Source organism: Acinetobacter chinensis, from assembly GCF_002165375.2.
GTDB lineage: Bacteria > Pseudomonadota > Gammaproteobacteria > Pseudomonadales > Moraxellaceae > Acinetobacter > Acinetobacter chinensis.
The window spans coordinates 2016776-2042794 of record NZ_CP032134.1 but is presented as its reverse complement, the minus strand read 5'-3'; the positions used below and the strand labels follow the sequence as shown (position 1 = coordinate 2042794).

Annotated in this window: 28 protein-coding genes and 1 tRNA gene; 18 read left to right on the top strand and 11 right to left on the bottom strand. The window is 40.5% G+C overall.

Going from position 1 to position 26019, the window contains the following annotated elements; genetic code table 11:
• Positions 1-242 precede the first annotated feature (242 nt).
• Together CDG60_RS10725 and CDG60_RS10720 are read left to right on the top strand one after the other, a co-directional pair.
• On the top strand, positions 243-1007 hold the full coding sequence (locus CDG60_RS10725; RefSeq protein ID WP_087512363.1) for a glutathione S-transferase family protein: 765 nt from the start codon (positions 243-245) through the stop codon (positions 1005-1007).
• Positions 1008-1229: 222 nt separating this feature from the next.
• Positions 1230-1703, top strand: a complete 474-nt coding sequence (locus CDG60_RS10720) for an Lrp/AsnC family transcriptional regulator (protein ID WP_087512413.1) — start codon at positions 1230-1232, stop codon at positions 1701-1703.
• A gap of 81 nt (positions 1704-1784) precedes the next feature.
• Here CDG60_RS10720 and CDG60_RS10715 read toward each other — a convergent pair whose 3' ends face one another.
• Both CDG60_RS10715 and CDG60_RS10710 read right to left on the bottom strand, forming a co-directional pair.
• On the bottom strand, positions 1785-2534 hold the full coding sequence (locus CDG60_RS10715; RefSeq protein ID WP_087512362.1) for a YebC/PmpR family DNA-binding transcriptional regulator: 750 nt from the start codon (positions 2532-2534) through the stop codon (positions 1785-1787).
• 112 nt (positions 2535-2646) lie between these two features.
• Positions 2647-3210, bottom strand: coding sequence for a 1-acyl-sn-glycerol-3-phosphate acyltransferase (locus tag CDG60_RS10710; protein WP_087512361.1), 564 nt, complete (start codon positions 3208-3210; stop codon positions 2647-2649).
• A 314-nt stretch (positions 3211-3524) separates the two neighbouring features.
• Between CDG60_RS10710 and CDG60_RS18530 the strand changes: the two genes are divergently transcribed.
• Positions 3525-3656, top strand: a complete 132-nt coding sequence (locus tag CDG60_RS18530; RefSeq protein WP_264757120.1) for a hypothetical protein — start codon at positions 3525-3527, stop codon at positions 3654-3656.
• 154 nt (positions 3657-3810) lie between these two features.
• Here CDG60_RS18530 and CDG60_RS10705 read toward each other — a convergent pair.
• Positions 3811-3887, bottom strand: a tRNA-Ile gene (locus CDG60_RS10705).
• Positions 3888-4933: 1046 nt separating this feature from the next.
• Here CDG60_RS10705 and CDG60_RS10700 point away from each other — a divergent pair.
• From CDG60_RS10700 to CDG60_RS10690, 3 genes are all read left to right on the top strand, one after another.
• Positions 4934-5149, top strand: a complete 216-nt coding sequence (locus CDG60_RS10700; RefSeq protein ID WP_087512360.1) for a cold-shock protein — start codon at positions 4934-4936, stop codon at positions 5147-5149.
• A 173-nt stretch (positions 5150-5322) separates the two neighbouring features.
• A complete protein-coding gene (locus CDG60_RS10695; protein WP_087512359.1) occupies positions 5323-5550 on the top strand; it encodes a hypothetical protein in 228 nt (75 codons plus the stop codon).
• Positions 5551-5824: 274 nt separating this feature from the next.
• The gene (locus CDG60_RS10690) at positions 5825-6046 is read left to right on the top strand and encodes a hypothetical protein (RefSeq protein WP_087512358.1); all 222 of its coding nucleotides are present in this window, start codon (positions 5825-5827) and stop codon (positions 6044-6046) included.
• A 124-nt stretch (positions 6047-6170) separates the two neighbouring features.
• Here the strand turns inward: CDG60_RS10690 and CDG60_RS10685 are convergent, their stop codons facing one another.
• On the bottom strand, positions 6171-7793 hold the full coding sequence (locus CDG60_RS10685; RefSeq protein WP_087512357.1) for a long-chain fatty acid--CoA ligase: 1623 nt from the start codon (positions 7791-7793) through the stop codon (positions 6171-6173).
• A gap of 234 nt (positions 7794-8027) precedes the next feature.
• Positions 8028-8318 carry a hypothetical protein gene (locus CDG60_RS10680; RefSeq protein WP_087512356.1) on the bottom strand — a complete coding sequence of 97 codons (291 nt, stop codon included), beginning with the start codon at positions 8316-8318 and terminating at the stop codon, positions 8028-8030.
• A gap of 846 nt (positions 8319-9164) precedes the next feature.
• Here CDG60_RS10680 and CDG60_RS10675 point away from each other — a divergent pair.
• Positions 9165-9374, top strand: coding sequence for a hypothetical protein (locus CDG60_RS10675; protein WP_087512355.1), 210 nt, complete (start codon positions 9165-9167; stop codon positions 9372-9374).
• A gap of 178 nt (positions 9375-9552) precedes the next feature.
• Here the strand turns inward: CDG60_RS10675 and bioB are convergent, their stop codons facing one another.
• Entirely contained in the window at positions 9553-10542 is a 990-nt protein-coding gene (gene bioB / locus CDG60_RS10670; RefSeq protein ID WP_087512354.1) for a biotin synthase BioB, read from the bottom strand.
• 303 nt (positions 10543-10845) lie between these two features.
• Positions 10846-11940 (bottom strand): tRNA epoxyqueuosine(34) reductase QueG, encoded by a 1095-nt coding sequence (gene queG, locus CDG60_RS10665; protein WP_087512412.1) that lies wholly within the window; start codon positions 11938-11940, stop codon positions 10846-10848.
• Between the two features lie 32 nt (positions 11941-11972).
• Here queG and CDG60_RS10660 point away from each other — a divergent pair, with 32 nt between their 5' ends.
• From CDG60_RS10660 to CDG60_RS10645, 4 genes are read left to right on the top strand one after another with little or no spacing between them, the layout of a single operon-like run.
• Positions 11973-13490 (top strand): NAD(P)H-hydrate dehydratase, encoded by a 1518-nt coding sequence (locus CDG60_RS10660; RefSeq protein ID WP_087512353.1) that lies wholly within the window; start codon positions 11973-11975, stop codon positions 13488-13490.
• A 24-nt stretch (positions 13491-13514) separates the two neighbouring features.
• Entirely contained in the window at positions 13515-13787 is a 273-nt protein-coding gene (locus CDG60_RS10655; protein WP_087512352.1) for an acylphosphatase, read from the top strand.
• Between the two features lie 48 nt (positions 13788-13835).
• Positions 13836-14687: a hypothetical protein gene (locus CDG60_RS10650; protein ID WP_087512351.1), complete on the top strand. Its 852-nt coding sequence runs from the start codon at positions 13836-13838 to the stop codon at positions 14685-14687.
• A 1-nt stretch (position 14688) separates the two neighbouring features.
• On the top strand, positions 14689-15030 hold the full coding sequence (locus CDG60_RS10645; protein ID WP_087512350.1) for a hypothetical protein: 342 nt from the start codon (positions 14689-14691) through the stop codon (positions 15028-15030).
• A gap of 83 nt (positions 15031-15113) precedes the next feature.
• Here CDG60_RS10645 and ruvC read toward each other — a convergent pair whose 3' ends face one another.
• Both ruvC and CDG60_RS10635 read right to left on the bottom strand, forming a co-directional pair.
• The gene (gene ruvC / locus CDG60_RS10640; protein ID WP_087512349.1) at positions 15114-15659 is read right to left on the bottom strand and encodes a crossover junction endodeoxyribonuclease RuvC; all 546 of its coding nucleotides are present in this window, start codon (positions 15657-15659) and stop codon (positions 15114-15116) included.
• Positions 15660-15842: 183 nt separating this feature from the next.
• Positions 15843-17204 carry a trimethylamine monooxygenase gene (locus tag CDG60_RS10635; protein ID WP_087512348.1) on the bottom strand — a complete coding sequence of 454 codons (1362 nt, stop codon included), beginning with the start codon at positions 17202-17204 and terminating at the stop codon, positions 15843-15845.
• A gap of 538 nt (positions 17205-17742) precedes the next feature.
• Here CDG60_RS10635 and CDG60_RS10630 point away from each other — a divergent pair.
• Both CDG60_RS10630 and CDG60_RS10625 read left to right on the top strand, forming a co-directional pair.
• Positions 17743-18312 (top strand): FxsA family protein, encoded by a 570-nt coding sequence (locus CDG60_RS10630; protein WP_087512347.1) that lies wholly within the window; start codon positions 17743-17745, stop codon positions 18310-18312.
• Positions 18313-18441: 129 nt separating this feature from the next.
• On the top strand, positions 18442-19083 hold the full coding sequence (locus CDG60_RS10625; protein ID WP_087512346.1) for a LysE family transporter: 642 nt from the start codon (positions 18442-18444) through the stop codon (positions 19081-19083).
• On the opposite strand, the gene CDG60_RS10620 is transcribed toward CDG60_RS10625, so the two are convergent.
• Positions 19054-19263, bottom strand: coding sequence for a hypothetical protein (locus CDG60_RS10620; RefSeq protein WP_087512345.1), 210 nt, complete (start codon positions 19261-19263; stop codon positions 19054-19056). The genes CDG60_RS10625 and CDG60_RS10620 overlap by 30 nt on opposite strands.
• Positions 19264-19514: 251 nt before the next feature.
• Between CDG60_RS10620 and CDG60_RS10615 the strand changes: the two genes are divergently transcribed.
• The gene (locus CDG60_RS10615; RefSeq protein ID WP_406565313.1) at positions 19515-19760 is read left to right on the top strand and encodes a hypothetical protein; all 246 of its coding nucleotides are present in this window, start codon (positions 19515-19517) and stop codon (positions 19758-19760) included.
• 114 nt (positions 19761-19874) lie between these two features.
• On the opposite strand, the gene metK is transcribed toward CDG60_RS10615, so the two are convergent.
• Positions 19875-21041, bottom strand: a complete 1167-nt coding sequence (metK, locus tag CDG60_RS10610; protein ID WP_087512343.1) for a methionine adenosyltransferase — start codon at positions 21039-21041, stop codon at positions 19875-19877.
• 508 nt (positions 21042-21549) lie between these two features.
• On the opposite strand from metK, the gene CDG60_RS10605 reads away from it, so the two are divergent.
• The 4 genes from CDG60_RS10605 (at position 21550) to CDG60_RS10590 (ending at position 25959) form a co-directional block, all read left to right on the top strand.
• The gene (locus CDG60_RS10605) at positions 21550-22731 is read left to right on the top strand and encodes a GGDEF domain-containing protein (RefSeq protein WP_087512342.1); all 1182 of its coding nucleotides are present in this window, start codon (positions 21550-21552) and stop codon (positions 22729-22731) included.
• Between the two features lie 159 nt (positions 22732-22890).
• Positions 22891-24879 (top strand): transketolase, encoded by a 1989-nt coding sequence (gene tkt, locus CDG60_RS10600; protein WP_087512341.1) that lies wholly within the window; start codon positions 22891-22893, stop codon positions 24877-24879.
• A gap of 133 nt (positions 24880-25012) precedes the next feature.
• Positions 25013-25552 carry a hypothetical protein gene (locus CDG60_RS10595; RefSeq protein ID WP_160117031.1) on the top strand — a complete coding sequence of 180 codons (540 nt, stop codon included), beginning with the start codon at positions 25013-25015 and terminating at the stop codon, positions 25550-25552.
• Positions 25553-25743: 191 nt separating this feature from the next.
• Entirely contained in the window at positions 25744-25959 is a 216-nt protein-coding gene (locus CDG60_RS10590) for a hypothetical protein (RefSeq protein ID WP_087512411.1), read from the top strand.
• Positions 25960-26019: the final 60 nt, after the last annotated feature.

Genomic DNA, 26019 nt, shown 5'->3' with positions numbered 1-26019 from the left:
TTGCTGATTCTACATCAAAGACACTGCAAAGTCAGGTCATACAGTGACAGTAAACTGTGCCGAAGATGAAATTTTAACGTATGGTCAGTTCAGTTGACTGGTATAACAGGCGTTTGTGCTGTCCATAAAAATGCAGTTTGATGTTCTGATTGAATTTTTGTAGCAAAAGTACATTGTTATTCAGCTCAGCTGTGACTAAAGTAGTGTCCGAGCTGAACTAAAAAAATAATGCTGGAGAGTTTATGCGGATATTGTATCAGTTTCCGTTATCCCATTTTTGTGAGAAAGCACGCTGGTTACTTGACTATAAAGAGCTGGATTTTGTTGCACAGAATTTAATTCCTGGCGTACATCGTGCATTTGCACAGTTAAAGACAGGGCAGAACACGCTCCCGATTCTGAAAGATCAGGAAAAATGGATTTCAGATTCAACACAGATTGCTTTATATCTGGATGAGCTGTATCCAGAACATACCTTGCTGAGGTCAGATCCTGAACTCCGTGAGAGCGCACTTGAAGTCAATGCGATTGCCACGGAACTTGGACAGCATGTCCGTAGATGGGGGTTGTCACATGCCCTGTCAGATGGTGGCGAGTCGCTCGAAATTCTGATTGGAGAGAAAGGCTATCTGCGTCAGTTTGAAAAATATTCAAAACCTCTGATTAAAGCACTCATGGCGAAAGGCTATAAAGTCGATTCGGAGAAAGTGATTCAGTCACGTGAAAAAATGGATATCCTGGTTGCAGAGCTGAATCAGCGACTGAACAACAATGGTGGCAGATATTTTGTCGGTGACCGACTGGGACTTGCCGATATAGCCGTGTGCTCCATGCTTGCTCCTTTACTTGAAATTGAAGGGACTCCCTGGGAAAAGGAACATGGTGAAAATCAGTCTGAAGAATTCAGAAATTATAAGAATTTTCTTGCTGAGCTTCCACTGGGGCAGTATGTACAACGAATTTATATGACAGAACGCAGGGCAAGAGTTGACTGGCGTGGTATTTAAACATCCTGGTTGATCGGTTCAGGACTGATCAGCCGGTGTTTCCAGCAGCCAGCTCAAAACAGTCTGAGATTTTTGAATAAAATTACGTCATTTATGCATTTTATAAAAAATATTTCCCCTTAAAATCAGGCTAGGTGAAATAAATAGACCTATAAACAGAAAAATGTGATAAATGTAAATTATAAAAATATAGCTTTGCAGCTTAAACGTGGGAGTGTGGACATGGAACTGGACAGATACGATAAACAGATTCTTGAAATATTGACGCATGAAGATATCAATCTGAATGAGCTGTCGGAAAGGATCAGCCTGTCGGTCAGTTCTGTACATCGCCGGATTAAGCATCTGATTGAAACCAATGTCATGACACATTTGAAGCGTGATATTAACTATGAAAAACTGGGGTTTAAGCTGCATGTTATTTTGCAGGTTTCACTGAGTAAGCACGACACCGATACATTTGCGAAGTTTCTTGAAGAACTGGAAAATATCCCTGAGGTGATCAATGCTTTTCTGGTGACAGGGCAGACAGCAGACTTTCTGGTTGAAGTTGTGGCTAAGGATATGGAAAATTACAGTGAAATTTTACTGAAACGCATTGGTAAAATTGAGCACGTGGTTGCTTTGCATTCAAGTTTTGTGATCAAAGAATATAATCATGTGTTTAACTGTACGGGCTTGCTCAGCAAAGTCTGAAACAGGGGCGGCAGTTGTGGTTTGATCTGTTCAATAAAAAACGCGCATTCAGCGCGTTTTTTTATGAATTGACTGGACGTTTTAAGCTTCAAGCTCTGCCAGTACGGCATCTGAGAATTCAACGTTTGTATATACGTTCTGAACGTCATCCAGATCTTCAAGCATATCAATCATTTTCATGATTTTTTTCGCCTGATCGATATCGGTGATTTCAGCTTTGGTCGATGGACTCATAACCACTTCAGCATTGTCAGATTTTAAACCTGCAGCAGTTAAAGCATCCTGTACCACACCAAATGTTTCAGGTGTTGTAATGACCAGAATTTCGTCTTCATCAACTTCGATGTCTTCTGCCCCAGCTTCCAGAGCAATATCCATGATCTGATCTTCTAAAGATACATCTTCAAAAGTAATCTCGCCACGTTTTGTAAATAAGAAAGCCACAGAGCCATTGGTACCGAGGTTACCATCTGTTTTTGAGAAACAGTGACGGACATCCGGTACAGTACGGTTGAGGTTATCCGTCATTGTTTCAACAATCACGGCAACACCACCAACACCATAACCTTCATAAGTGACTTCTTTTAAGTCATCGTTATCTTCACCGCCGGCACCACGCTGAATCGCACGGTTAATCACATCACGAGTCATATTGACAGAAAGTGCTTTTTCCACCACCGCACGTAAACGCGGGTTGCTTGCAGCATCTGGTCCGCCGAGTTTGGCAGCTGTTACAAGCTCACGAATGTATTTAGTAAAAACTTTACCGCGACTGGCATCTTGTTTTGCTTTGCGATGCTTAATATTGGCCCACTTGGAATGACCCGCCATGCGAAATTTGCTCCTTGTAGATTGGCTTTATGCCATATCAGATTGCTGCGATTCTACCATAAGCACTTTTTTATGAGAAAGTACCTGAATTTTAGAAATGCAGCATTTAGCATTATTTTTTGGTATCTGGAATAATAATGTCCAGTCCAGTATGTTCTTTATACAGTTTTTTCATCAAAACCAGATCATGTTCCAGTTCAGTGGGATATATTTTGCCAAAAATTCCACCTTTCTGTGTTCTGGAATTGGCATACATCAGCACAATAGGTACATTTGCCGCTTTTGCAATATGCCAGAAGCCGGTTCGGATCGGTTTTCTTACTTCATCTTTTTTTGCCCGAGTTGCTTCAGGGGCTATCACCAGATTGAATTTCTCATTCTTTTCAAAATGCTCAACCATCTGAGAGACAATATCTTTACTGGAATTGCGGTCAACAGCAATACCGCCTATTGCTTCAAGTACAGGCTTGAAAGGTCCCTTGAACAGTTCCTTTTTGATCAGGGTATGAATTTTAATATCATAAATCTGGAACAGGGCTAATGATAAAACTGCATCCATCATGGATGTATGTTCAAAGCCAACAATGACCTGTTTGTTTTCAAGGACGTCGGGTTCTACATGGTAGGACCAGCCTGAAAGTTTGAATGTGGCATTACCGATTAATTTTTTTAGCATTTGAAAACTTTATACCTGACCTCAGGAAAGGTGCTACTTTCTGCCTGTTTTTTTATAACGTCAAGAGCAGTTGAGTGTGATGATAAAATATAATTATACAATTGTATTTTTAATATTTGCGAAATGATGCGAATTAATAGATTTAATGTCTTAAAGGTCTGGTGAAAATATTTATAAAATATAAACTGATATAAACAAAGTATGATTAATCACCAAATTTTTCTGTTCAGACTGAAAAATAACTATTAGACTTTTGTCCAGGGCGGGGTTGAATGGCTCAAAATTAAGTCAATTGTTAATGGGGAATAAGGGATATGACCTATTTTACGGCTTTTATAGTGGTGATTGGTATTTTTATCATTGTGATTCTTTGGTCTTTACTGGAGTTGCTTATGGAAAAGCGTAAGGAAAAGAAAGCAATGAACTTTAGAAGTGATTCTGTTTGAACAGGGAATACATCAAAATTATACTTCCTGTTATCTGTAAGTCATGCATAGTTTAAAATGCTGACGGGTCGTTAAACAATATCTTAAAAGTCTTATCGGCTTGAAAATAAAAAACCACTTTGGATTTAATGTACCAAAGTGGTTTTTTTGAATCTGGTGGGCCCAGACAGACTTGAACTGTCGACCAACGGATTATGAGTCCGCTGCTCTAACCAACTGAGCTATAGGCCCTGAATCAAGTTAACTGAACTATTATCAATTACTTGGAAAGGTGCAATACTATCTATGAATGCCGTTTTTATCAAGTATTTTCTTTGAATTGACCAAGAGTGGATCGTGGAAAATACAGCATATATTGTTAAGCACTGCGACCGCTAGAGATTTTATCTGGGTCATCACAAAGAGTAAAGCGAACAAAGACATTTATTGATCAATTGGAACGGGTTGCTGCGATCTGATTTGCACAAAACTTCTGACTTGATAATTGGTGGGTGGGATTGTAATTCTGCTGTTATTCGGTGTCTGCTTAAGCATATAACAATGGCAATAAAATTGGGCAGGCTTCAGCTCTGTTTTTAATATGGATGATTCAGGGTAATCAGGTATTATGAGTATCTGGTGAATAAGCCACTCATAGGTTAAAAGATGATTTTAACCAAAAATATTTTGACTCATTAAAAACTAAATTTAATCAATAGTTTATAATTTTAATTTAAAATTGGGTTATTCCCTGATTTTATGGTTAAACTATTGTTGTAAAATGATTTTAATCATATTTTTTTGTGTTCACTGCCATATAGGCAGCTTAGAAATACTATCAGACAATGAGTTGCGTTCCCGAAATGTTCACTGCCATATAGGCAGCTTAGAAACAAAACAACACCTGTTGTCATCGCTACACGTTGTTCACTGCCATGTAGGCAGCTTAGAAAAACCCAACCCATCGGCAGATACCAATGATTTAGTTCACTGCCATGTAGGCAGCTTAGAGAACTTCCAATTTCTGCTGGACAACCTGCTCCGATGTTCACTGCCATGTTTTGAATAAAAATACCGTACGGGGTATAAGCATAAGAAAAGTTGATTGTTTTTTGAAAATAGCGTAGTATTCGTCATTGGAAAAAGTTTTGTTTTGGTAAGTCTTTCTTAAGTATCGTAGTTTTAGTGATAATGCTTCGTTTTACAGATTCCAGTACCTTGCTTTATTATTTTCAAAGTTGTCATCAGTCATTTATAAAAAAATGACTAATACTATTAAAAACTACGTAGGATTTACTATGTCAAACTCAAATGTTGTTAAAGGTACTGTAAAGTGGTTCAACGAAACTAAAGGTTTCGGTTTCATTCAGCCAGAATCAGGTCCTGATGTTTTTGCTCATTTCAGCGAAATCACAGGTTCAGGTTTTAAAACTCTGACTGAAGGCCAAAAGGTTGAATTCAGCGTTGCTCAAGGTCAAAAAGGCCCTACAGCTGTAAATATTGTTGCTCTGTAAGTAATAATTTACCACTTTCATACTTGTAATGCCTTGTCTGTTCTCCTGTAGCAGGTGAACTGAAAGGCAACATGAATGATATCTAATAAAGCACTGTATGGTGCTTTATTAGTTTTAAAATTTAATTTTAGAGTTGTTTTATAGAAAGTGAACTCTAAAAAATAGGAAAAAAGTTGTTAAAAACAAATAATTTAATCGCCAAATCTAATAATGGCACTGAAATCGTTGTATCCTTAATTCCACTTATTAAAATGCAAAATACCTGTCAGGGTTCAAAAAAAATTGAAGTAGGTAAAAGAGTGCTGCTGCAGTCTGGAACAGTCGTTGATTTAAATCTCGATGGTCGTTCATTTTATACTTCGCTGCATCAACTTTTTAAGTTAAGTCAAAAAGTTATTTAGAAATCTGATTATCCAGTTTTTGAAAATAGAACCGCCTAAGGGCGGTTTTTGTCATATGGCTTTTACTGTACTGTAGTGCTTACTGTCTGATAAAGCTTTAAAAGTGACACCGGTTCCATTGCTTCTAGACAGTCTTTTAAGGCTGGAGTGGTTGTTCAGGCATTGATTTATGTTCAGTAATTAAAACAAAATATAAACAACCACTTAATTACATTTACACTGAAATTGAATACAATAAAGAAGGATTGATTATTTTTTAATTTGAGGTTTCTGGATGAAAAATTTAAAAACAGCACTTATTGTACTTATATCAGCAGCATCGCTGACACTGGTGGCTTGTGGGAAAAAACAGGAAGAGCAGGCACCTGCTCAGGAACAGGCGACTTCAGAAGTGAATGAAACTGCGGTCTCATCTGTTGAAGTAAATCCAGATGAAATTGATGCTGCACCTATGCCAGAAGAATATAATACTCCAGCTGCCAGTGAAGCTAAATAAAAGTATTTTACTGGTTCATGCGTTTTTCACGGGTATGTGAAAAGTTATGAATTCAGTCTGTTTTTATAAAAAAACCGTAGCATCAGGCTACGGTTTTTTTAATTTGCTGAATGATCAACAGGGCTTAAAGAAGTACCGAATCATATTTTTCACGTAAATCTTTTTTCAGCATTTTACCCGTACCACTTAGAGGGATTGCTTCTACAAAGATTGCTTTATCAGGAATCTGCCATTTAGCGACTTTATCTGCGAAGTATTCAAGTAAACCTTCTTCGGTAATCTGGGCATCTTTGTGTTTGATGGCTATCACAATCGGGCGTTCATCCCATTTGCTGTGTTTAGCTGCAATGACGGCAGCCATCGCAATTTCAGGATGCCCCATGGCAATATTTTCAAGTTCTACTGAAGAAATCCATTCACCACCAGACTTGATTAAGTCTTTGGCGCGGTCACTCAGATATAAATAGCCATCTTCATTGAGGGATGCGATATCACCAGTATCGAACCAGCCATCTGAGGTCAGTGCACTTTCATCTTTGCCAAAGTATGTGCTGATAATCCAGTGACCTTTAACCTGTAGGTTACCCGTGTTATGACCATCGCGAGTAACTTCAGTCGTCCCTTTTTCTTCAGTGGTAATCCGTAAATCCACACCAAAAGGCGGACGACCTTGTGAAAGACGAATTTTAAACTGTTCATCTTCACTGAGATTACGATGCTTGGCTTTCAGTTGATTACTTGTACCTAATGGACTCATTTCCGTCATGCCCCAGGCATGAATAGTTTCACAGTTGAACAGGTCACGGAAAGCTTTCATCATGGCAGGAGGGCAGGCAGAACCACCCACTACATTGCGTTGTAAACTTGGCAATACTGATCCGGCCTGTTTTGCAGCGGCCAGCAAACCTTGCCAGATGGTTGGTACACCTAAAGCAACAGTCACTTTATATTCATCGATCATCTGAACCAGGCTTGCACCATCCAGCCCTGGACCTGGTAATACCACAGTACAGCCGACCATTGCGGCTGCATAAGGTGTGCCCCAGGCATTGACATGGAACATAGGTACAACGGGCAACATGACATCAGAAGCTGAGAGATTCAGTGAGTCAGGCAGGCAGATTGCATAGGTATGTAAAACCGTAGAGCGGTGACTGTATAAAGCACCTTTGGGATTTCCTGTTGTACCGGATGTATAGCAGAGCGAGCTTGCCGTATTTTCATCAAATTCAGGCCACTCAAACTGATCAGAGTTTTCTGCAATCAGTACATCATAAAACTTAACTTCAGGTAATGCATCGGCAACGTCCTGGTCAAACGCTCCCAGGCAGATAAAATGTTCAACCTGGGGAATGTGAGCTTTAACACCTGTAATCAGTGGTAAAAAAGTCTTATCAAACAGAACCACGCGGTCTTTGGCATCATTGATAATGAAGATCAGCTGTTCAGGAAAAAGGCGCGGGTTGATGGTGTGGCAGACAAAACCACTGCCTGAAATGGCATACCATGACTCAAGGTGGCGATGGTTATTCCATGCAATGGTTGCAACACGATCATGCATCTGAACGCCTAAGTTTTTTAAGGCATTTGCGAAACGTTTTGAGTTTTCAGAAACATGGGTCCAGTCGGTTTTACTGATGCTGCCATCAGTATTTTTTGAAATAATTGCTGTGTCCCCATGATAACGGGCTGCATGATCAAGCAGATTGCTGATCAGTAGAGGTTGAAACATCATACGTCCGTGCATAGGTCTTCCTTTATTGTGTTGGTTATAGGATTAAATTTATCAATTTCTAATATCTGCCGGTCAGCGCGGACAGAAAATATTCTTCATTTTCATCCTATCTATTTATCTGAATTAATCAATACTTCTTTAAAAACTTTTATGATCAGTCTGGTTTATTAAATATTGTTTTAAAATAATATCTTATGATTTTTTCTGTATTGAAATGACTGCTTTGGAAAAATTTAAAATCAGTGATCAGGATTCTGAAACTGAAATATGCTGGTTGAGCCAGCTGACCTCTTTGTCATTTAAGTTCCAGGATGCCCAGTCATCGGTGTCTACTCTGACGACAAATAATTTATCTTTTGCATCGATAAAAGGCAGCAGCTGATCTCTGATTTCTGAAGAATCGAGCTGGGAACGTATCAGCCAAAGGTGGCTCATTGGTGTGATTTTTGCTTCAATCCCCAGTTTTTCAATCCGTTGCTTCAGTGGGGCGGAATCACGTTTTTTAAACATTTCATACTGAATCATATAAGTCGTCATTTTTTTACTCGTCGTTGTTTCTCAACAGGTTTTTTATTGATCCGCGTCATTGCACGTGTTTTTCAGATTTGTGTGTGTTATTTGATCAGTGACTATAATAATTTTTGGGAACTGTTTTTTCAAGCACACAATTGATCTGTCAGTGAGGATTTTTTCATAATTTTAAAAAATGGTAAAATTTAATGAAATAATGTTTGATTTATTGAAATATTATGCTAATAGTAAATACAGTTTTGTCATGAAGATGAAATTGATGTTTCAGGATGAAATATCTGAGAAGCGAATACATGAACGGGAGTTTTGAAAATGCTTCGTATTTTAAAAAAATTGTTTTGCATGCATATATATGAATATGAACACATGGAAGAGATAGGAGAACACATTGAATGCAGAAAATGTGGTGTTCATAAAACTCCATAATTCTCTTTAAGTCAGCTGACCCGTTTATACTGATGATGTGAGTACAGCTCTCACTTCATTATCTAAAGATACATCAGGCAAATATGCCGATCCAGATTAAAAAATAAAAAACCATGATCAGTTATAGCTGATCATGGTTTTTTATGCTGTCCATCTTTTATATTCCTGTTTTCAGTTCTGTCTGTTTCGACAGATTCAGCTGTTTTCATCATCGTGTCTGAACTGATCCATGACTGTGTATGCTTCAGTTTTTGAATGTTTTATTCAGCTGTAAAATCCCTGAGCTGAAGATTCAGTTTGATTGTTTTTAGATTAAAAATAATTAAATGAGAGAAAAATAGTTGTAAGCATTCCAGGATAATTCAAATTGTTTTGTAAAAAAGCTAAACTTTATTTCCAGTTAATTTCATCGGGGCACCAAGTGTAATGAATAAAGATTTTTCAGCATTGACTTATATTGTGGATGAAAGTCTTGCGGATACATTATGCTGGCTGGTCAGGCATCAGGACTGTTTTGATGCTTTTGAATTTGATGTGGAGCATCAGGAACTGAAAGTTCATCATGCAAACGGTACGGATATTATCCGTAAAGGGATGTATCTTAATGCGGGTTATGGCTTGCTTGTTACATCCTGATCAATAAACCTTTTACATCATAAAGTGCTTATTTGATTTTATACTTTTCATGGTAAAAGCGTTCTGGATGCTGGGTGTTTCCATTCAGATCTATGGAAATACTGCGAATCAGGTCAATACAGTATTTTTGTTAAGTGAAAAATCAAAAGCCCAGATGGGCTTTTGATTTTATTGTACTTCAGACGGCCATTGCATCGACGGTCAGTTCCGCCAGTCCTGGCTTGGCTTTTTCAGCCTGCAAACCCAGTTTCTGGAACAGTTGTTTATCTCTTCCATCACCCGCATTTGGAGTGGTTAATAATTTTTCACCACTGAACAGCGAGTTGGCACCTGCAAGGAATGCGAGTGCCTGATCTGAGTCTGAAAGCGACTCACGACCAGCAGATAAACGGATATAACTTTCTGGCATAGTGATCCGTGCGACAGCAATCGTTCTGATCCACTCCGTAACATCCAGTTTTTCAACATCGGCAAGCGGTGTGCCTTCAATTGGAACAAGCATGTTAATCGGTACAGATTCGGGATGAACTGGCAGCGTTGAAAGCTCATGTAACAGTCCAATACGGTCTTTACGGTCTTCACCAAGTCCCACAATTCCTCCGCTGCAGACTTTCATGCCGGCATTACGCACGTGATCAAGTGTATCCAGGCGGTCATCAAAAGTACGTGTACTGATGATGTGTGAATAATATTCACGTGAGGTGTCGAGGTTGTGATTGTAGTAGTCCAGACCAGCTTCATGCAGGCGTTCAGCCTGTGACTGGTTGAGCATGCCCAGTGTCATGCAGGTTTCGAGTCCAAGAGATTTAACTTCACGAACCATTTCCAGTACGTATGGCATATCACGTTCATGTGGATTGCGCCATGCTGCGCCCATACAGAATCGTGATGAACCGGATGCGAGTGCTTCTTTCGCTTCAGAGATCACCTTGTCAACGGCTATACGCTTTTCTGCTTCAAGTTTTGAATCATAACGGGCAGATTGAGAGCAGTATTTGCAGTCTTCAGGGCATTTTCCTGTTTTGATTGACAGTAAAGTGCTGACCTGAATGGTATTGGCGTCAAAATGTTCGCGGTGAATCTGCTGCGCCTGAAATACCAGATCCATGAAGGGTTGTTCGTACAGTCGTTGAATTTCTTCACGTGTCCAGTCATTACGTACAGTCATTGGTCAAATCCGTGATAGTCATTATTTATCAGTTTATAATACATAATCCAGATCATAATCGCAGGGCAAAAGTGTCCATATTTCATGGTATCTGCCGATAGGAAAAGTAAAAAACATAAAAAATATAAATATACGATTTAGTTGCTAAGTTGTACTGAAAACCCTGAATTTAGCTGCATAATTTTAATCTTTAAAATTGATAATTTCTTTGTATATGCCGCTAAAACAGAATAATAATGAAAACTTTGCAAAGAACGTGAAGTTAAGAAATACAGGTTTTCGCCTCTTGTTTTTAAGGTTGAATCAGGTGCGTTTGCTTAACTGTTCCGCAATTGCCCAGTCAATATGGATTTGCACAATGTCATCATGCAATGCTCGGTTGTGTTGTAATGCATCAATGATCTGCTGTGAATAAGGTGCATTTCCCAGACCAATGGCAATGTTCCGCATAAAACTCTGGTAACCTGTACGTCGAATTGGACTGCCTTCTGTGCAGTTTAAAAAGGTGGTTTCATCCCAGTGCCATAAATCAAGCAGAGTCAGTCTGTCCAGATCATGTCTTGGATTGAAATCATCAATACTCGCTTTTTTTGCAAAACTGTTCCAGGGACAGATGAGCTGACAGTCATCACAACCGAAAACACGGTTACCAATCCCACGACGTAATTCTTCTGGAATGATGCCTTTATATTCTATGGTCAGATAAGCAATGCATTTACGGGCATCCAGCATATAAGGTTCAACAATTGCCTGGGTTGGACAGATATCTATGCATGCGGTGCATGAACCACAGTGCGCTGTTGCCGGTTCATCGAAAGGGAGATCAAGTGAGGTGAACAGTTCACCCAGTACAAAAAAAGAGCCTGATTTTTTATGAATGAGCAGGGTGTGTTTACCTGTCCAGCCCATTCCGGCATTTTCTGCGAGAGATTTTTCAAAAACAGGAGCAGAGTCTGCAAACGGTCTGGACTCAAATTCTCCAGTTCTATCTTTAATCAGACCGGCCAGTGTCTTCAGACGTCCGCGCATGACTTTATGATAATCACGACCCCGTGCATAACGGGCAATGATGGCATTGTTCGGTTCATCAGGCACATAGCGTGGTTTAGGGGTTTCCACCAGGTAATTCATGCGTACGCAGATGATACTTCGGGTTCCAGGAACCAGCAGTGCAGGGTTGGCACGTTTTTCCAGATTTTCTTCCAGAAACTTCATATCGCCATGGTATCCACGTTTTAAATATTCCTTAAAACGGGGTAATTCTGCTTGAGCATCGGGTCGGGCAATGACACAATCAGCAAAACCCAGCTGCAGAGCCTGTGCTTTAATCCATACTTTTAATTCATGTGGATCAATCTCTTGCAGGGAAATCTGAGGTTTGGAAGTGGAAGCCGACATAACGATATTCAAATATAAGATGGGACAGATGTATGAGCCAACAAGTTTATCATAGCCACGACATTCAGGCATGGGAGCAACGCTGGTTTGCACAGCAGAACAGTTCCTTTGGGTTGATGCAGCAGGTTGCATGGTCAATTGCACAGCGACTGGATATATGGTTTCAGCAGACTGCATCTTCAGAATCTGTATCTCATGCTGGATATGGTGTACGGAGTATTGCGGTGTGGTGTGGGGCGGGAAATAATGCAGGTGATGGTTACTGTCTGGCGGCATATCTGAAAAATATGGGTTATCAGGTGGAAATTTTCGCTGTTCCTCCAGGAGCATCAGCTGATTTAAATCAGGCTGTAGAAGTTGCCAGTAATCATCAGGTGCAGATTCACTCCCACTTTGAAATCAGTAAAGACTTTGATTGTCATATCGATGCTCTGTTTGGGATTGGCTTAAACCGTGAGCTGGATCTTTCATGGCAACAGCTGATTCAGCTGTTTAATGCTCAGTCAGGGCTGAAAGTAGCTGTGGATATTCCAAGTGGTCTGAATGTCAACAGTGGACAGCCATTACCCTGTGCAGTTAAGGCAGACCGGACTTTTACCGTACTGGGTTTAAAAGCAGGATTGTTTACTGGTCAGGGGAAAGAGTTTTCAGGACAGATTGAAGTCATATCCGCAATTCCTGTTGACAACAGACTTAAACCACTGGCGCGTTTATCTTCCACACAGATTCAGTTACCTGTCAGACAGGCTTTTGGTCATAAAGGCAGTTATGGTCATGTACTGGTAGTGGGTGGTCATGCAGAAATGGGAGGCGCTGTGATGATGGCTGCTGAATCTGCTTTTTCAGCAGGAGCTGGTAAAGTCACTATTGTCTGTCATGCAAAACATCACACAGCTATTTTGTCCCGTTCACCCAATATTATGCTTCGGGATATTGATGCATTATCAGTTTCCGAAATTCAGGCATTGACTGAGCATGTCGATGCAGTCTGTTTCGGCATGGGGCTGGGGCGGGATGAATGGGCAGCCCAGCAGTTTGCCCAGTGGTTTCAGGTCATTCATCAGTCCAGTCATTTACAGGTCGTACTGGATGCTGATGCATTGTGGTTTCTTGCTGAACAGCCTGTTCGGCTCAAAGCTCAGTGTTATGCAACACCCCACCCAGGAGAGGCTGCTAAACTGTTGAACTGTCGGGTTGCTGAAATTGAAAATGACCGGATTGAAGCAATTCAGCAATTACAGCAAAAATATTCAGGGCAGTGGGTACTCAAAGGCGCAGGTAGTCTGACTTTGCAGAATCCCGATGATCTATGGATCTGCACAGCTGGCAATGCTGGTATGGGGACAGGAGGTATGGGTGATGTACTGGCAGGAATGATTGCCAGTCTGAAAGCTCAGTTTGCAGAACGGATTCAGCTGCATGAAATTGTCACTCTGCATGCACTGGCTGGAGATCATCTTGCGCTGAAAGGTCAACGCGGCTTGCAGGCTCAGCATATGAATGAAGCGGTGTATTATGTGGTCAATCATGATCACAAAAATCATCAGTAAAATAATTCAGGAGCGGTATGGCAAATGCAGGCAGTTAAACTTTTAATACATGGCAAAGTACAGGGTGTTGGCTACAGACGCTGGTTTGAAAAAGAAGCCATCGCTTTAAATTTAAAAGGTTATGTAAAAAATCTGGAAAATGGTGATGTTGAAGCTGTGATTATTGGGACTGAGCAGTCTGTTGCCACAATCATACGTCATGCCTATGTTGGACCATTACGCGCCAGTGTCAGTTCCATACAGCAGGAACAGCTGGCAGAGGATGCACCTTTTACAGATTTTAAAATGCTGAGATAATGTTAAAAAAAATGCTGATGAATAGACTGAAAATAACAGAGAGATAAAATGAAAAAGATTGTACTGATGGCTTCACTTTCAGTCTTATGCGCTACAGGTGTATTGGCAGAGCCACCAGCTGTATCTGTGCCACAGAAGCAAAAACAGGCAGTCATTCTAAAAAACCTCGATTTTAAAACAGTCATGATGGCTTTTTATCAGCATAAAATCAGACATGTTGTCATTCCTGAACTGGATGCAGAAAAAGTACAGTATGTGGGTTCGGAAGCCGATGATATTGATACTGTACTGATTTTTTACCCTGCTGAAAAATATACCAATGCTGCCGGTGAAGAAAGGTATGTGCTGACCGTGTCAGAAATGGGAGTGGATAAAGGTCGAAAGGAAATTATTTATTGTGGCGCCTGTACGGTGCAGACGGATGTCTATCTGTTCAGTAAAACAGTTCAGGGACAGTATCAGCTGGTCAGTCAGTCTGTCGGTGAAAACAGCTGGGCGAGTTCTGGCTATAACATCAGTCCTTATGAACCAAAGGCGATAGTCAGGCAATTGAAGTTGATCGGTCCAAAAGTAAAAGGATATATCGAAGAAGATGAGTCTGGACTTCAGGGTTACAGCACAACAATATTATCCATAGCACCTTTTGATGAGCGTCCTGAACTGAAAATGGATCAGATTGCAGAAATACGGGCGGATGACGGTGCAACAGGTGCGGATGACACGTATGCGTTTGAAGGACAGTACAGATTTCTGAACTCTGTACATGATGGTTTGTATGATATTGAAATTAAATATCAGGGTACTCAGCGGGCAGACGAAAGCAGAAAAATTGTGCCGATGAATGAAACCCGTGTTTATCACTATAATGCAAAACAACAGAAATATATTCAGGTCAAATAATATGCTGGAAAAATATCTGGTGGTCGGAATCGTTTTTGCAGCCTGCCTGCTGCTTGTGGCATATACGCAACTGAACAGCCGTGACAAAGCCGATGATCATCTGAGCTTAAAAGATCGGTTGCAGAAAGAATTCCCTGGTTTTAAGGTGATTGAGCGAAATCAGAATATTATTATCTGTAAAGAGGGCGCTAACCCTCGAATACCTGATGAACTCGTATTAATTCGTATTGATCCCAATCAGCAGAAAAATCTGAGAACTTCCGGCAAAATGTTAATTGCAACTTATGCAAAACAGCCATCTGTCAGGGAAATTAAAAAGGATGCTGCACCTTATCTGGTCTAATTCAGATACAGCGCAGTATTTCTATAGGAATTTATAAACCCTGAAAAATGATCCGTTGTTTTTCAGGATCTGTTGGGCATTCTTTAGCGTCTGCGGCTACTGTTACGGCTTCGACCGCGTGCCATTCCACCTAATGCATTCAGTACAGCGAGTTTACTCATACTTCCTGAAGCGTGGGCATGGCAGATGGCAGCTGCAAGTGCATCGGCAGCATCCTGCTGAGGTTTGATGGACAGATTCAACAGTCGCATCACCATCATCTGAACCTGTTCTTTATCTGCTGCACCATAGCCTACAACGGACTGCTTAATCTGCCTGGCGGTGTATTCTGCAACCTGTAAATCCAGATTGACCAGTGCCGCAATGGCAGCACCACGAGCCTGTCCCAGTTTCAGGGCAGAGTCAGGGTTTTGTGCCATAAAGACCTGTTCAACGGCAGCTTCTGTTGGGCCATGAAATTTAACAATGCGTTCAACGCCAGCAAAAATCCGTTTTAAGCGTTCAGGCATTTCTGTGGTTTCCGTGCGGATTGTACCAGCATCGACAAACCGCAGGCTTTGCCCATCTTTTTCAATAATTCCATATCCGGTCAGTCGGGAACCAGGGTCAATTCCAATAATTAAAGGCATAGTGCATCGGTAAAGTAAGATTAAGTGAATTATATGATTTCATGATGGATGTGTATGTAAATTTTTTAAAATATATGTGTATGAAAAATAAACATAAATAATATAAAAATGAAAAGAAGGGTGTTGGTTAATGTATATGGAGAAGACCTGAATTTTCAGATCTTCTGTTTCAGAGACAGGAGATTACATCGCTTTCTGTTCCTGATTGCCCGTCTGTAAATAGGCTTCCAGAGAGTCATCCAGGGCGTAAAGCCATGGTGTATGATGAGGTTTTGACATTTTTCCAGTCATGACTGAGCGATAAGTTTTGTCACGGAACGCCATAATGTTGTCCTTTTTATGCTTTTTCCACTGCATAAAGATTTCATTGACAGCATCAATATTAAAACTCGGATAATCCGTAGCATCAATCAGCTGACGGATATATTCGCCCTGAAACCTGACCATTTGTTCTGAGTTTTTCAGTTTTTGCTCACGCAGATGCCAGCTGTTACTGTGAGCCTGCATGGTTTCAGCGTCTGGCAGCACAATTTTACCCATGATGATGTCACGGACATACCATGCCTGAGCATCAAACATATTGAAGGTATACCACTGATCCTGCATGCCTAGATAAAACAGTTTCGGATTCTGTTCCCATACCACACCCTGATATAAGTTCTGTGGATATAAGCAGTTATGGGTTTTCAGGCAAAGGTTTTCAGCCATGTAAGGGAAGTGATGAAGATAGCCCGTACAGAGAATAATTGCATCCACTCGGGCTGAAGTTCCATCGGCAAAATATGCACTGTTTTCATCTACACGGACAAGCTGATGCTTCTCAGTCCAGTTTTTTGGCCATTTATAGCCCATAGGCTGACTGCGGTAGCAACTGTAGATCTGTTTTGCGCCATATTTATAGCATTGAGAACCGACGTCTTCAGCAGAATAGCTGCTGCCAACAATCAGAATGGTTTTATCTTTGAACTGTACTGCATCACGGAAGTCATGAGCATGCAGGATCCGACCGTTAAATATATCGAAGCCTTCATATTCAGGTGTTTTTGGTGTAGAGAAGTGACCTGAAGCCACAACCACATAATCAAATTGTTCTGTATAAGTCTGATCATTGATGTGATCGCAGACCTGTACAGTAAAGAGCTGGGTTCCATCGTCAAAATCGACCTGATTGACCGAACTGTTAAAACGGACCTGGTCTTTGACTCCTGCCTTTTCCACACGCCCTTTAATGTAGTCCCATAACACAGCACGTGGCGGGTAGGATGCAATCGGTTTTTTGAAATGTTCATCAAACGTATAGTCTGCGAACTCTAGTGCTTCTTTTGGTCCGTTGGACCACAGGTAACGGTACATACTGCCGTGTACTGAATTTCCATACTGATCTACCCCTGTACGCCAGGTGTAGTTCCATAGGCCGCCCCAATCGTTTTGTTTTTCGAAACATACAATTTCAGGAACTTGCTGACCTTTGGCCTTTGCTGATTGAAATGCTCTTAATTGAGCCATGCCACTGGGGCCTGCTCCGATTATTGCAATTCGAGTCATTGCTATCTCCATTAGTTTTGAGTTCTGTGACTAAGCTCCTGCTTAGATAAGTAATCCCTCTGAGGTAAGTTTCAGAAAAATATTTTTCAGGTGAAAAATATGATTTAAAAGCCGTAATTTCAGAGAAAAAACCCATGAAATCAGGAAGCCTGTAAGTGTGAACATAAAGGGGGAATGATTTGATGCACTTATTGCATCATGTCCCCTTATTAAGAATTGTTCACAGAAAGAACACACAACATATCATAAAAACAGATTAAGTAAACAAATGTGAATCAAATTAATTTATTTAGAAACAATTATTCTTTCAGGAAATGATTTTGCTCAAAGTACATGCTCAGATTTTTTAACGCTGAAACTGGCTTTAAAATCAGGAAAATATTAAAAAATCGTGCAAAAACTCTTGTTTTTTGCTTTAAAAATGGAAAACTGCCCTAATAGATAATTTAAACCTCAGGTTGTTATGATGGTTGCAGCTTTACTGTTTCTGTCAGCATAAGACATCCTTTATTTATTTTTTGAGATCAGATAAATTTTCATGAAATTAGCTCTTATTGTCCTGGCTACGCTTGTACTTGAAGTATTTGTATGGATTGGCGTGGGTGACCTTGTCGGAAGCATGTGGTATGTGTTTTTCTGGTTCATTGCTGCATTTTTTATTGGTCTGAATATGATCCGGAAATATTCAGCCGGACTGATGCCACAAATGCAGCAGATGCAGATGGGGCAAATGGGAGCTGATCCGTCTCTGACAGGAAATCTGCCTAAAATTATTGCAGGCTTTTTATTTATTGTTCCAGGTTTGATCACAGATGTACTCGCTTTACTGATTCTGATACCAGGCGTTCAGAACGCACTGAAAGGTGCAATGATGAAGGTGATGATGAAACGTCAGCAGTCCATGATGGATCAGATGATGGGTGGAATGATGGGCGATATGGGTAATCCGCAGGGTGGAAATCCATTTGCAGATATGATACGTCAGATGCAGGAAATGCAGAATCAGCAGAACAGTGGCGGTCGCCGTGATTCAAGCATTATTGATGGTGAAGCACGTGAAGTCAGACCTGAAGCTAAAAAAATTGAAATGAAAGATGTCAATAAATAAGCACATTCATTTCAGGAAAAGCCGGATCAACAGTCCGGTTTTTTTTGCATCTATAAAGTGAAAGAAGTACTTACTGTTTTAAACAAACGATATAATATGTGAATATTCAGATTCTTTTAATCCATCTATATGTCTTTATTATTGACCATATGTGCTTTGCATTTTGTTGCTCAGCTCAGTCCAGGTCCTGATGTTCTTCTTATTGCGAAAAGCTCTGCATCCACAAGCCGAAGCAATACATTAAAAATTATTCTGGGAATATCCGCAGGTATTGTGGTGTGGGTTGTATTGACTCTGCTTGGCTTTACGGTGCTGGTTGAACAGTTTCCATGGATACAGCAGATTCTGATGCTGGTCGGTGGTCTGTTCCTTGCTAAAATGGGCTGGGCAATGTTAAGTGGCGGTTTGAAGTCACTGAAACAGCATACCTCACTTGAATCTGATGACAGTTTTAAAGAGGGGACTCAGCAGAAAAATTATTTTCTATGGGGGCTTTTTACAAACCTGTCCAATCCCAAAACACTGATTTATTTCAGTAGTGTGTTTTCACTGGCACTCAGTTCGACTGCGGGTGCAGGACTGAAAATGCAGCTGGCTTTTATTATTCCAATCCAGACGTTTGTTGTTTTTTCAATGTTCATGCTGATTATGTCAATGCCTGAAATCAAGAAAGCATATCAGAAATCGGGCAGTTATATTGATGTGGCTTCAGGCGGACTGTTTCTGATATTTGCTGTCTGGTTATGGTTTGATGCCATCAGGATGTTCTGACAATACATTTGTAGAATCAGCGTCATTTTTTTCTTCCGCTGAAAGCTGTTCAGCTGTCATTTTTTTTCCGAGGCTGTACTGATTGGGTTGCAGGGAAGTTTCTGTATTTTCAGATCCCTGATATTTTTTACTGCGGTTGGCACGCTCTCTTAACCCGCCTTTTTTAATCAGCTGAACCATGTTAAAACTCCTGAAATCAGTGACTGATTTTAACCATTTGTCGGATAGAATGGCAGATGTAAATCACGATATGTCTGTAAAGTAGACCAAGCGTGCAATACAGGAATTACTTCATTTACATTAAAGTGTGAATCTGTTCACATTGTTGTTGTGCGAATACATTTTCTCACATAAGATAAAACAATGTTACATCCAATAAAAATGTAGCATGAGAATAAAAAGAACGGCAATTAAATAGGAGGATACCTATGCTGTATCATCAATACCATTGCGCTTGTTGTGACAAGGTTGTTGCATCAGTAGCTAAAGAGTGTCCTGAGTGTGGCTCGCATAATATACGCAGTCCTTATGGATTCTGGATTTTCTGTATAGTGACCTGTCTTGTAGTCATTGTCATTGTAAAATCTGTACATGTTTATCTGAACAGCCATCAGGAACCTGCTCATCCAACTCTACTTGATGTGCTTAATCAGGGGAATCAAAAAACATTGCGGTAAAATTACAGTACCTGATACAGTTGTGATAAAAAACAGATCAATGATCGGAATTTTTATCTGCAGAAATTAAAAAAGCCCACATATTTGTGGGCTTTTTATTATTTACTGGAGGTATTACAGATTTGCTGATGCTTTAAGTGCTTCAACTTTATCTGTTTTTTCCCATGTAAATGCATGATCAGAACCTTCACGGCCGAAATGACCATAAGCTGCTGTCTGCTGGTACATTGGTTGAATCAGATCAAGCATACGGGTAATGCCGTATGGACGTAGATCAAAGTGTTCACGTACAAGCGCAATAATCAGATCTTCAGATACTTTTGCAGTATTGAAGGTATTGATTGAAATAGAGGTTGGCTCTGCAACACCAATTGCATAAGACACCTGGATTTCACATTTGTCTGCAAGACCTGCCGCAACAATGTTTTTCGCAACATAACGACCTGCATAAGCAGCAGAGCGGTCAACTTTTGATGGATCTTTACCAGAGAATGCACCACCACCATGACGCGCCATACCACCGTAAGTATCTACAATGATTTTACGACCTGTTAAACCACAGTCACCTACAGGGCCGCCAATGACGAACATACCTGTTGGGTTGATGTGGAATTTGGTATCTGCATGGAACATGTCAGCAGGGATGACTTTTTTCACGATTTCTTCAATCACAGCTTCTTTTAATTGAGCTTGTGAAATTGAAGGATCGTGTTGAGTTGAAAGTACAACTGCATCCAGGCGAACAGGTTTGCCATTTTCATAAGCAAAAGTCACCTGGCTTTTCGCATCAGGACGTAACCATGCCAGTTTGCCTTGCTTACGCAGTTCAGCCTGTTTTTCCATCAGGCGATGCGCGTATGAAATTGGTGCTGGCATAAGTACATCAGTTTCACGGCTTGCATAACCGAACATTAAGCCTTGGTCGCCCGCACCCTGGTCTTCAGGTTTCTGACGGTCAACACCCTGAGCAATTTCAGGAGACTGTTTACCAATCATGTTGATGACGGCACAGGTTGAACCATCAAAGCCCAGGTCTGAATGATGATATCCGATACCGTTTACAGTATTACGGACAATCGCTTCAAAATCGACATTGGCAGTTGTTGTGATTTCACCAGCAAGTACAACTGCACCTGTTTTGACAAGCGTTTCACAGGCAACCCGTGCATATGGGTCTTCTTTTAAGATTGCATCCAGAATGGCATCACTGATCTGATCAGCCATTTTATCCGGATGCCCTTCGCTTACAGATTCTGAAGTAAATACAGCGTACTCGCGCATAAGTCCTATCACAGCTAAATTCAAATGACGCAATATGGTACATCGACTTGGACTTCAGGACTAGTTCCTCTGAGCTGAAATAGATGAATAAATTTCAATATAAGTCATAATTTTTGGAATAAGTGAGCAAAAAGCGTAAATCCGCCTGAATCTGAATGGATTTCAGATTTATACAGTTTTAATTTTATTCTGAAATGGAAAGTGTTTTTCAGACTTAAATTTAAGTAAAAATATTCTGAGTCCCTGGTTTTATCCGTCGGTCGAAATTACATAATTATGACTTTTATTTATAAATCATTCTGTTAGATTAATTTTGGGCGGTGCAGATAAAGTGATAAAAATTAAAATGAAAAATTCAGGGTATTCATTGATTTTAGTTATACGGAAAAGCATCAGATAGAAGCATCAGATCATGTAAAATATATGTGCATATGATTCTGAAACATCAGGCATTTATATTTCAGATAAAACGTCTTTTCTTCAGCGGACAGTTTTTTATTGGTTTTATATGGCGGAACTACCAGAATATTTTTTTAAAAAACTAAGAGAAATCCCTTTTGTACTGAACTGGACGCCCGTTCAGAGTTGCTTGTTGCTGCTGGGATACTATGCATTTCTGAAATGCTTATGGATCTGCTGGAAAGTTTTTATTGTATTAACACCCGAACTGCATACCTTTGTATTTCTTGATATTGTTTTTTTACAGCTGGGCATTGAAAGTATTGAGCTGACACTGTCCATTTTACTGCTGATGGTCTGCTGGCATTTTAAAGAAGCGCGATATATTCAAAAATTTATGCCTTATTTCTGTACGGCAGCATTTACAGTAACCTTGATTGGTGATGCTTATCTGTCAGGGATTTTCAGTGTAGCAATGTTTCTGAATACGACCTGTTATGTATTTATTGGCATGTTTCTTTTTCAGACACGGGTTATTTTAGCTGCATTGTCCATCGCTACGGTCATACTGAGTTATCTTGTATTTCATACGCTGAATCAGAGTATCAGCTATGCACCTCTATTTAATTTTGAAGCGATAGGCTATCCAGAATATCTGAATAAATTCTGGCTGCTGTCTATGGCATATTTCAGTTTCCCTGTGCTGATCGCCTGTTTACTCATTATTATTGCTGTACTTGTTCAGTGGCGTAAACGTGAAAAATATATTGTACGGATGGGGCAGGTAGATGCACTGACTGGTCTGTATAACCGAAGAATGCTCAATGAACAGCTGCTCTGCATGGAAGCGGAGAGTAATGCTGAAGCACTGCTGCATGCTGCCGTCATGCTGGATCTGGATTATTTTAAATCGGTCAATGACACTTATGGGCATATCGCAGGTGATAAAGTCCTGAAAAAAGTAGCGCAGATTTTAAGGGAAAACACAACGGACAATGATTTACTGGGAAGATATGGTGGCGAGGAGTTTTTAATGATTCTTTGCCATACCGACGAACAGGGGATCAGAGAGAGGCTTGAGCGTTGTCGCATTGCTTTGTACGAAGAAGATCACGCCATTGCTGAAGACTTTTCAATCAAAGTCAGTGGCAGTATGGGAGTGGCTTTTTTCAATGAAAAAGAACAGGTCATGGATGCTGTACATTTTGCAGATCAGGCACTGTACAGGGCCAAGTCCAGAGGACGTAACTGTATCTGTTTTACTGAAACAGTCCAGCCTAAAGGATACTGAGTTTTCCCTCATTATAGATTTGGTTGTTTTTTGTTCTATTGCGTACTGAAACTCTATTTATGCTTTATCGGGCTTTACGCTCCAGGGTTTTTCTAAGACAATATGCGCAGTTTGAATTTTTATTCTTCCTTTAATTTTAAATTTACTGGACTCTGATCTATGACAACCCCGCTGAATGAACGTCGTAATGCCAATGCAATTCGAGTATTGGCTATGGATGCTGTGCAAAAAGCAAATTCTGGACATCCAGGTGCGCCAATGGGGATGGCAGATATCGCAGATGTGGTGTGGCGTGAATTTTTAAATCACAATCCATCAAACCCACAGTGGGCAAACCGTGACCGTTTTGTACTGTCTAATGGTCATGGCTCAATGCTTCAGTACGCATTACTTCATTTAACAGGTTATGATCTTTCAATCGAAGATTTAAAATCATTCCGTCAGTTACATTCTAAAACTCCGGGTCACCCTGAACTGGGTTATGCACCTGGTATTGAAACAACGACTGGTCCATTGGGTCAGGGTATTGCCAATGCTGTTGGTTTTGCACTTGCTGAAAAAACTTTAGCGGCACAGTTCAACAAAGACGACATCAAAGTTGTTGATCATTTCACTTACTGTTTCCTGGGTGATGGTTGCTTAATGGAAGGTGTTTCGCACGAAGCATGTTCATTGGCAGGGACTTTAGGTCTGGGCAAACTTGTTGCTTATTATGATGACAATGGCATCTCAATCGATGGTGAAGTTGAAGGCTGGTTCTCTGACGATACAGAACAGCGTTTCAAATCTTACGGCTGGCAAGTACTTAAAGTTGATGGTCATGACGCTGATGCGCTTCGTGCCGCAACTCTGGAAGCACAGGCTGAAACGGCTAAACCAACACTGGTTATGTGTAAAACCATTATCGGTTTAGGTTCACCAAATAAACAAGGCAAAGAAGATTGCCATGGTGCGCCACTCGGTAATGACGAAATTGCATTAACACGTGAAGCTTTAGGCTGGACTGAAGGTCCATTTGAAATTCCTGCAGATGTCTATACAGCATGGGATGCTAAAGCCAAAGGTACGGCTTCTGAAGCAGCCTGGAATGAAACTTTTGCTGCTTATGCTGCAAAATATCCAACTGAAGCGGCTGAACTTAAACGTCGTTTAAATGGTGATTTACCTGCTGATTTTGCTGCTAAAGCAGATGCTTATATCGCTGAAGTGAATGCAAAAGCAGAAACCATTGCAACGCGTAAAGCAAGCCAGAATGCAATCCAGGCATTTGCACCACAACTTCCTGAAATTCTGGGTGGTTCAGCTGACTTAGCTGGTTCAAACCTGACACTCTGGAAAGGTGCAAAAGGCGTTGAGTCTGATGCTGCGGGTAACTATGTACATTATGGTGTACGTGAATTCGGTATGACTGCAATTGCCAATGGTGTTGCACTTCATGGCGGCTTCATTCCTTACGTTGCAACATTCCTGATGTTTATGGAATATGCGCGTAATGCAGTACGTATGTCTGCATTGATGAAACAGCGTGTGATTCATGTGTATACCCATGACTCAATCGGTTTGGGTGAAGATGGCCCTACGCACCAGCCTGTAGAGCAAATTGCATCTTTACGTGGTACACCAAACTTAAATACTTGGCGTCCATGTGACACTGTAGAAGCTTCAATTTCCTGGAAATCTGCATTGTTACGTAGCGAAGGTCCGACAGCGCTTATTTTCTCTCGTCAGAACTTAGCATTCCAGACCCGTACAGAAGCACAAATTGCGGATGTCGCGAAAGGTGGTTATGTACTGGCTGAAGAAAAAGGCGAATTGAAAGCGATCATCATCGCAACAGGTTCTGAAGTAGGCTTGGCAATGGAAGCGTATGCACAACTTGATGGTGTGCGTGTTGTGTCTATGCCATGTGCTGAAGAGTTTGTGAAACAGGATGCTGCTTATCGTGAAGCAGTTCTTCCGTCAAACATTCGTGCGCGTGTTGCAGTTGAAGCAGCTCATGTGGATTACTGGTGGAAATTTGTGGGTCTGGATGGTCGTGTGATCGGTATGACGACTTATGGTGAATCTGCGCCTGCGAAAGACCTGTATCAACACTTCGGTATTACTACTGAAGCAGTTGTTGCTGCTGTGAAAGAAGTTACAGCTTAAAACACATCGCTTTAAATAAAAAAACGCCTCATTATTGAGGCGTTTTTTTACATTTGAATCATTGAACAAACGTCTTTTGAACTGCTGAATGGAGTTTATAAATTTAAAAAAGCATTCTGAGAGCGATGCCAGTATGAACACAATAATGAAAGCCAGCTGGGCACTTTTATTTCTTCCTGTGATGGTCAGTCCGGTTTTTGCAGACAGTTTGCCTGTTCAGGCAGATCTGATACCGACACGGATTATTGTAGATAGTCATTCAAAGTGGGAAAAAGAGCTGAAAAAACTCACACCACAGGATCAATGGAGTTATTTTGAACTGTATTCACCTGAGCAGAATTATGTATTTATTCAGAATAAAAATGTCAGGAATTATGTTTTATCATTTGGTTTCAACTGCATGGAAGCCGATGTTAAAGCTAAATTTCTGATTGAAGATGCAGGCGGTCTGGACAGGCTGAGTTCTGATGACCAGATCACTGTGGATATTGTTCTGGATGATCAGCACTATGGAAATCCATTTGCTTATGATGCTGCTGCGGACATGGATAAGTTTAAACAGGCTTTAATGCAGACAAAGCTTATTCAGTTCAATGCAGAAACACATGGTGCGCCTTTTAAATTTATCAATCAGCGACCTGAATTGCTTATGGCTGCAGTTAATTGTTCATAAAGATCAGATTTTCCTGAAATCATTGATTCCGTTATTGCCGTGAAAGACATTTTCAATAGAATCTGACTGTTTTTGAGGTATGGCTTAAATAGAGTGGAAAATACTGGACGTTTTAAACAAAAGGTATATAGTTGTGCCCTTATTCAGTAATCATGAAATATGGTGATTCATATACCATAAGTGAGGAAAATATGAGCCTTTATGAGCAGATTAGTGAAGAAATCATTTTAATGGATGCGGGTGAGCAGAAGTGGATCGGACAAGATTTACCGCTTGAAGCTATGGTTGCTGTCGAACTGTTACTTCAGGATATGGCGGAAGATAAGCAAATTAAGATCCGTCGTAAAAACCATGAAAAGCAGACTGGTTTGAAGCATGTAGACCGGATTCTGGTTGAAAAACTGTAATGATAAAGAGCCCCTGCTGGGGCTTTTTTTATGTGCATTAAAAAGTTGAACAGTGGAATA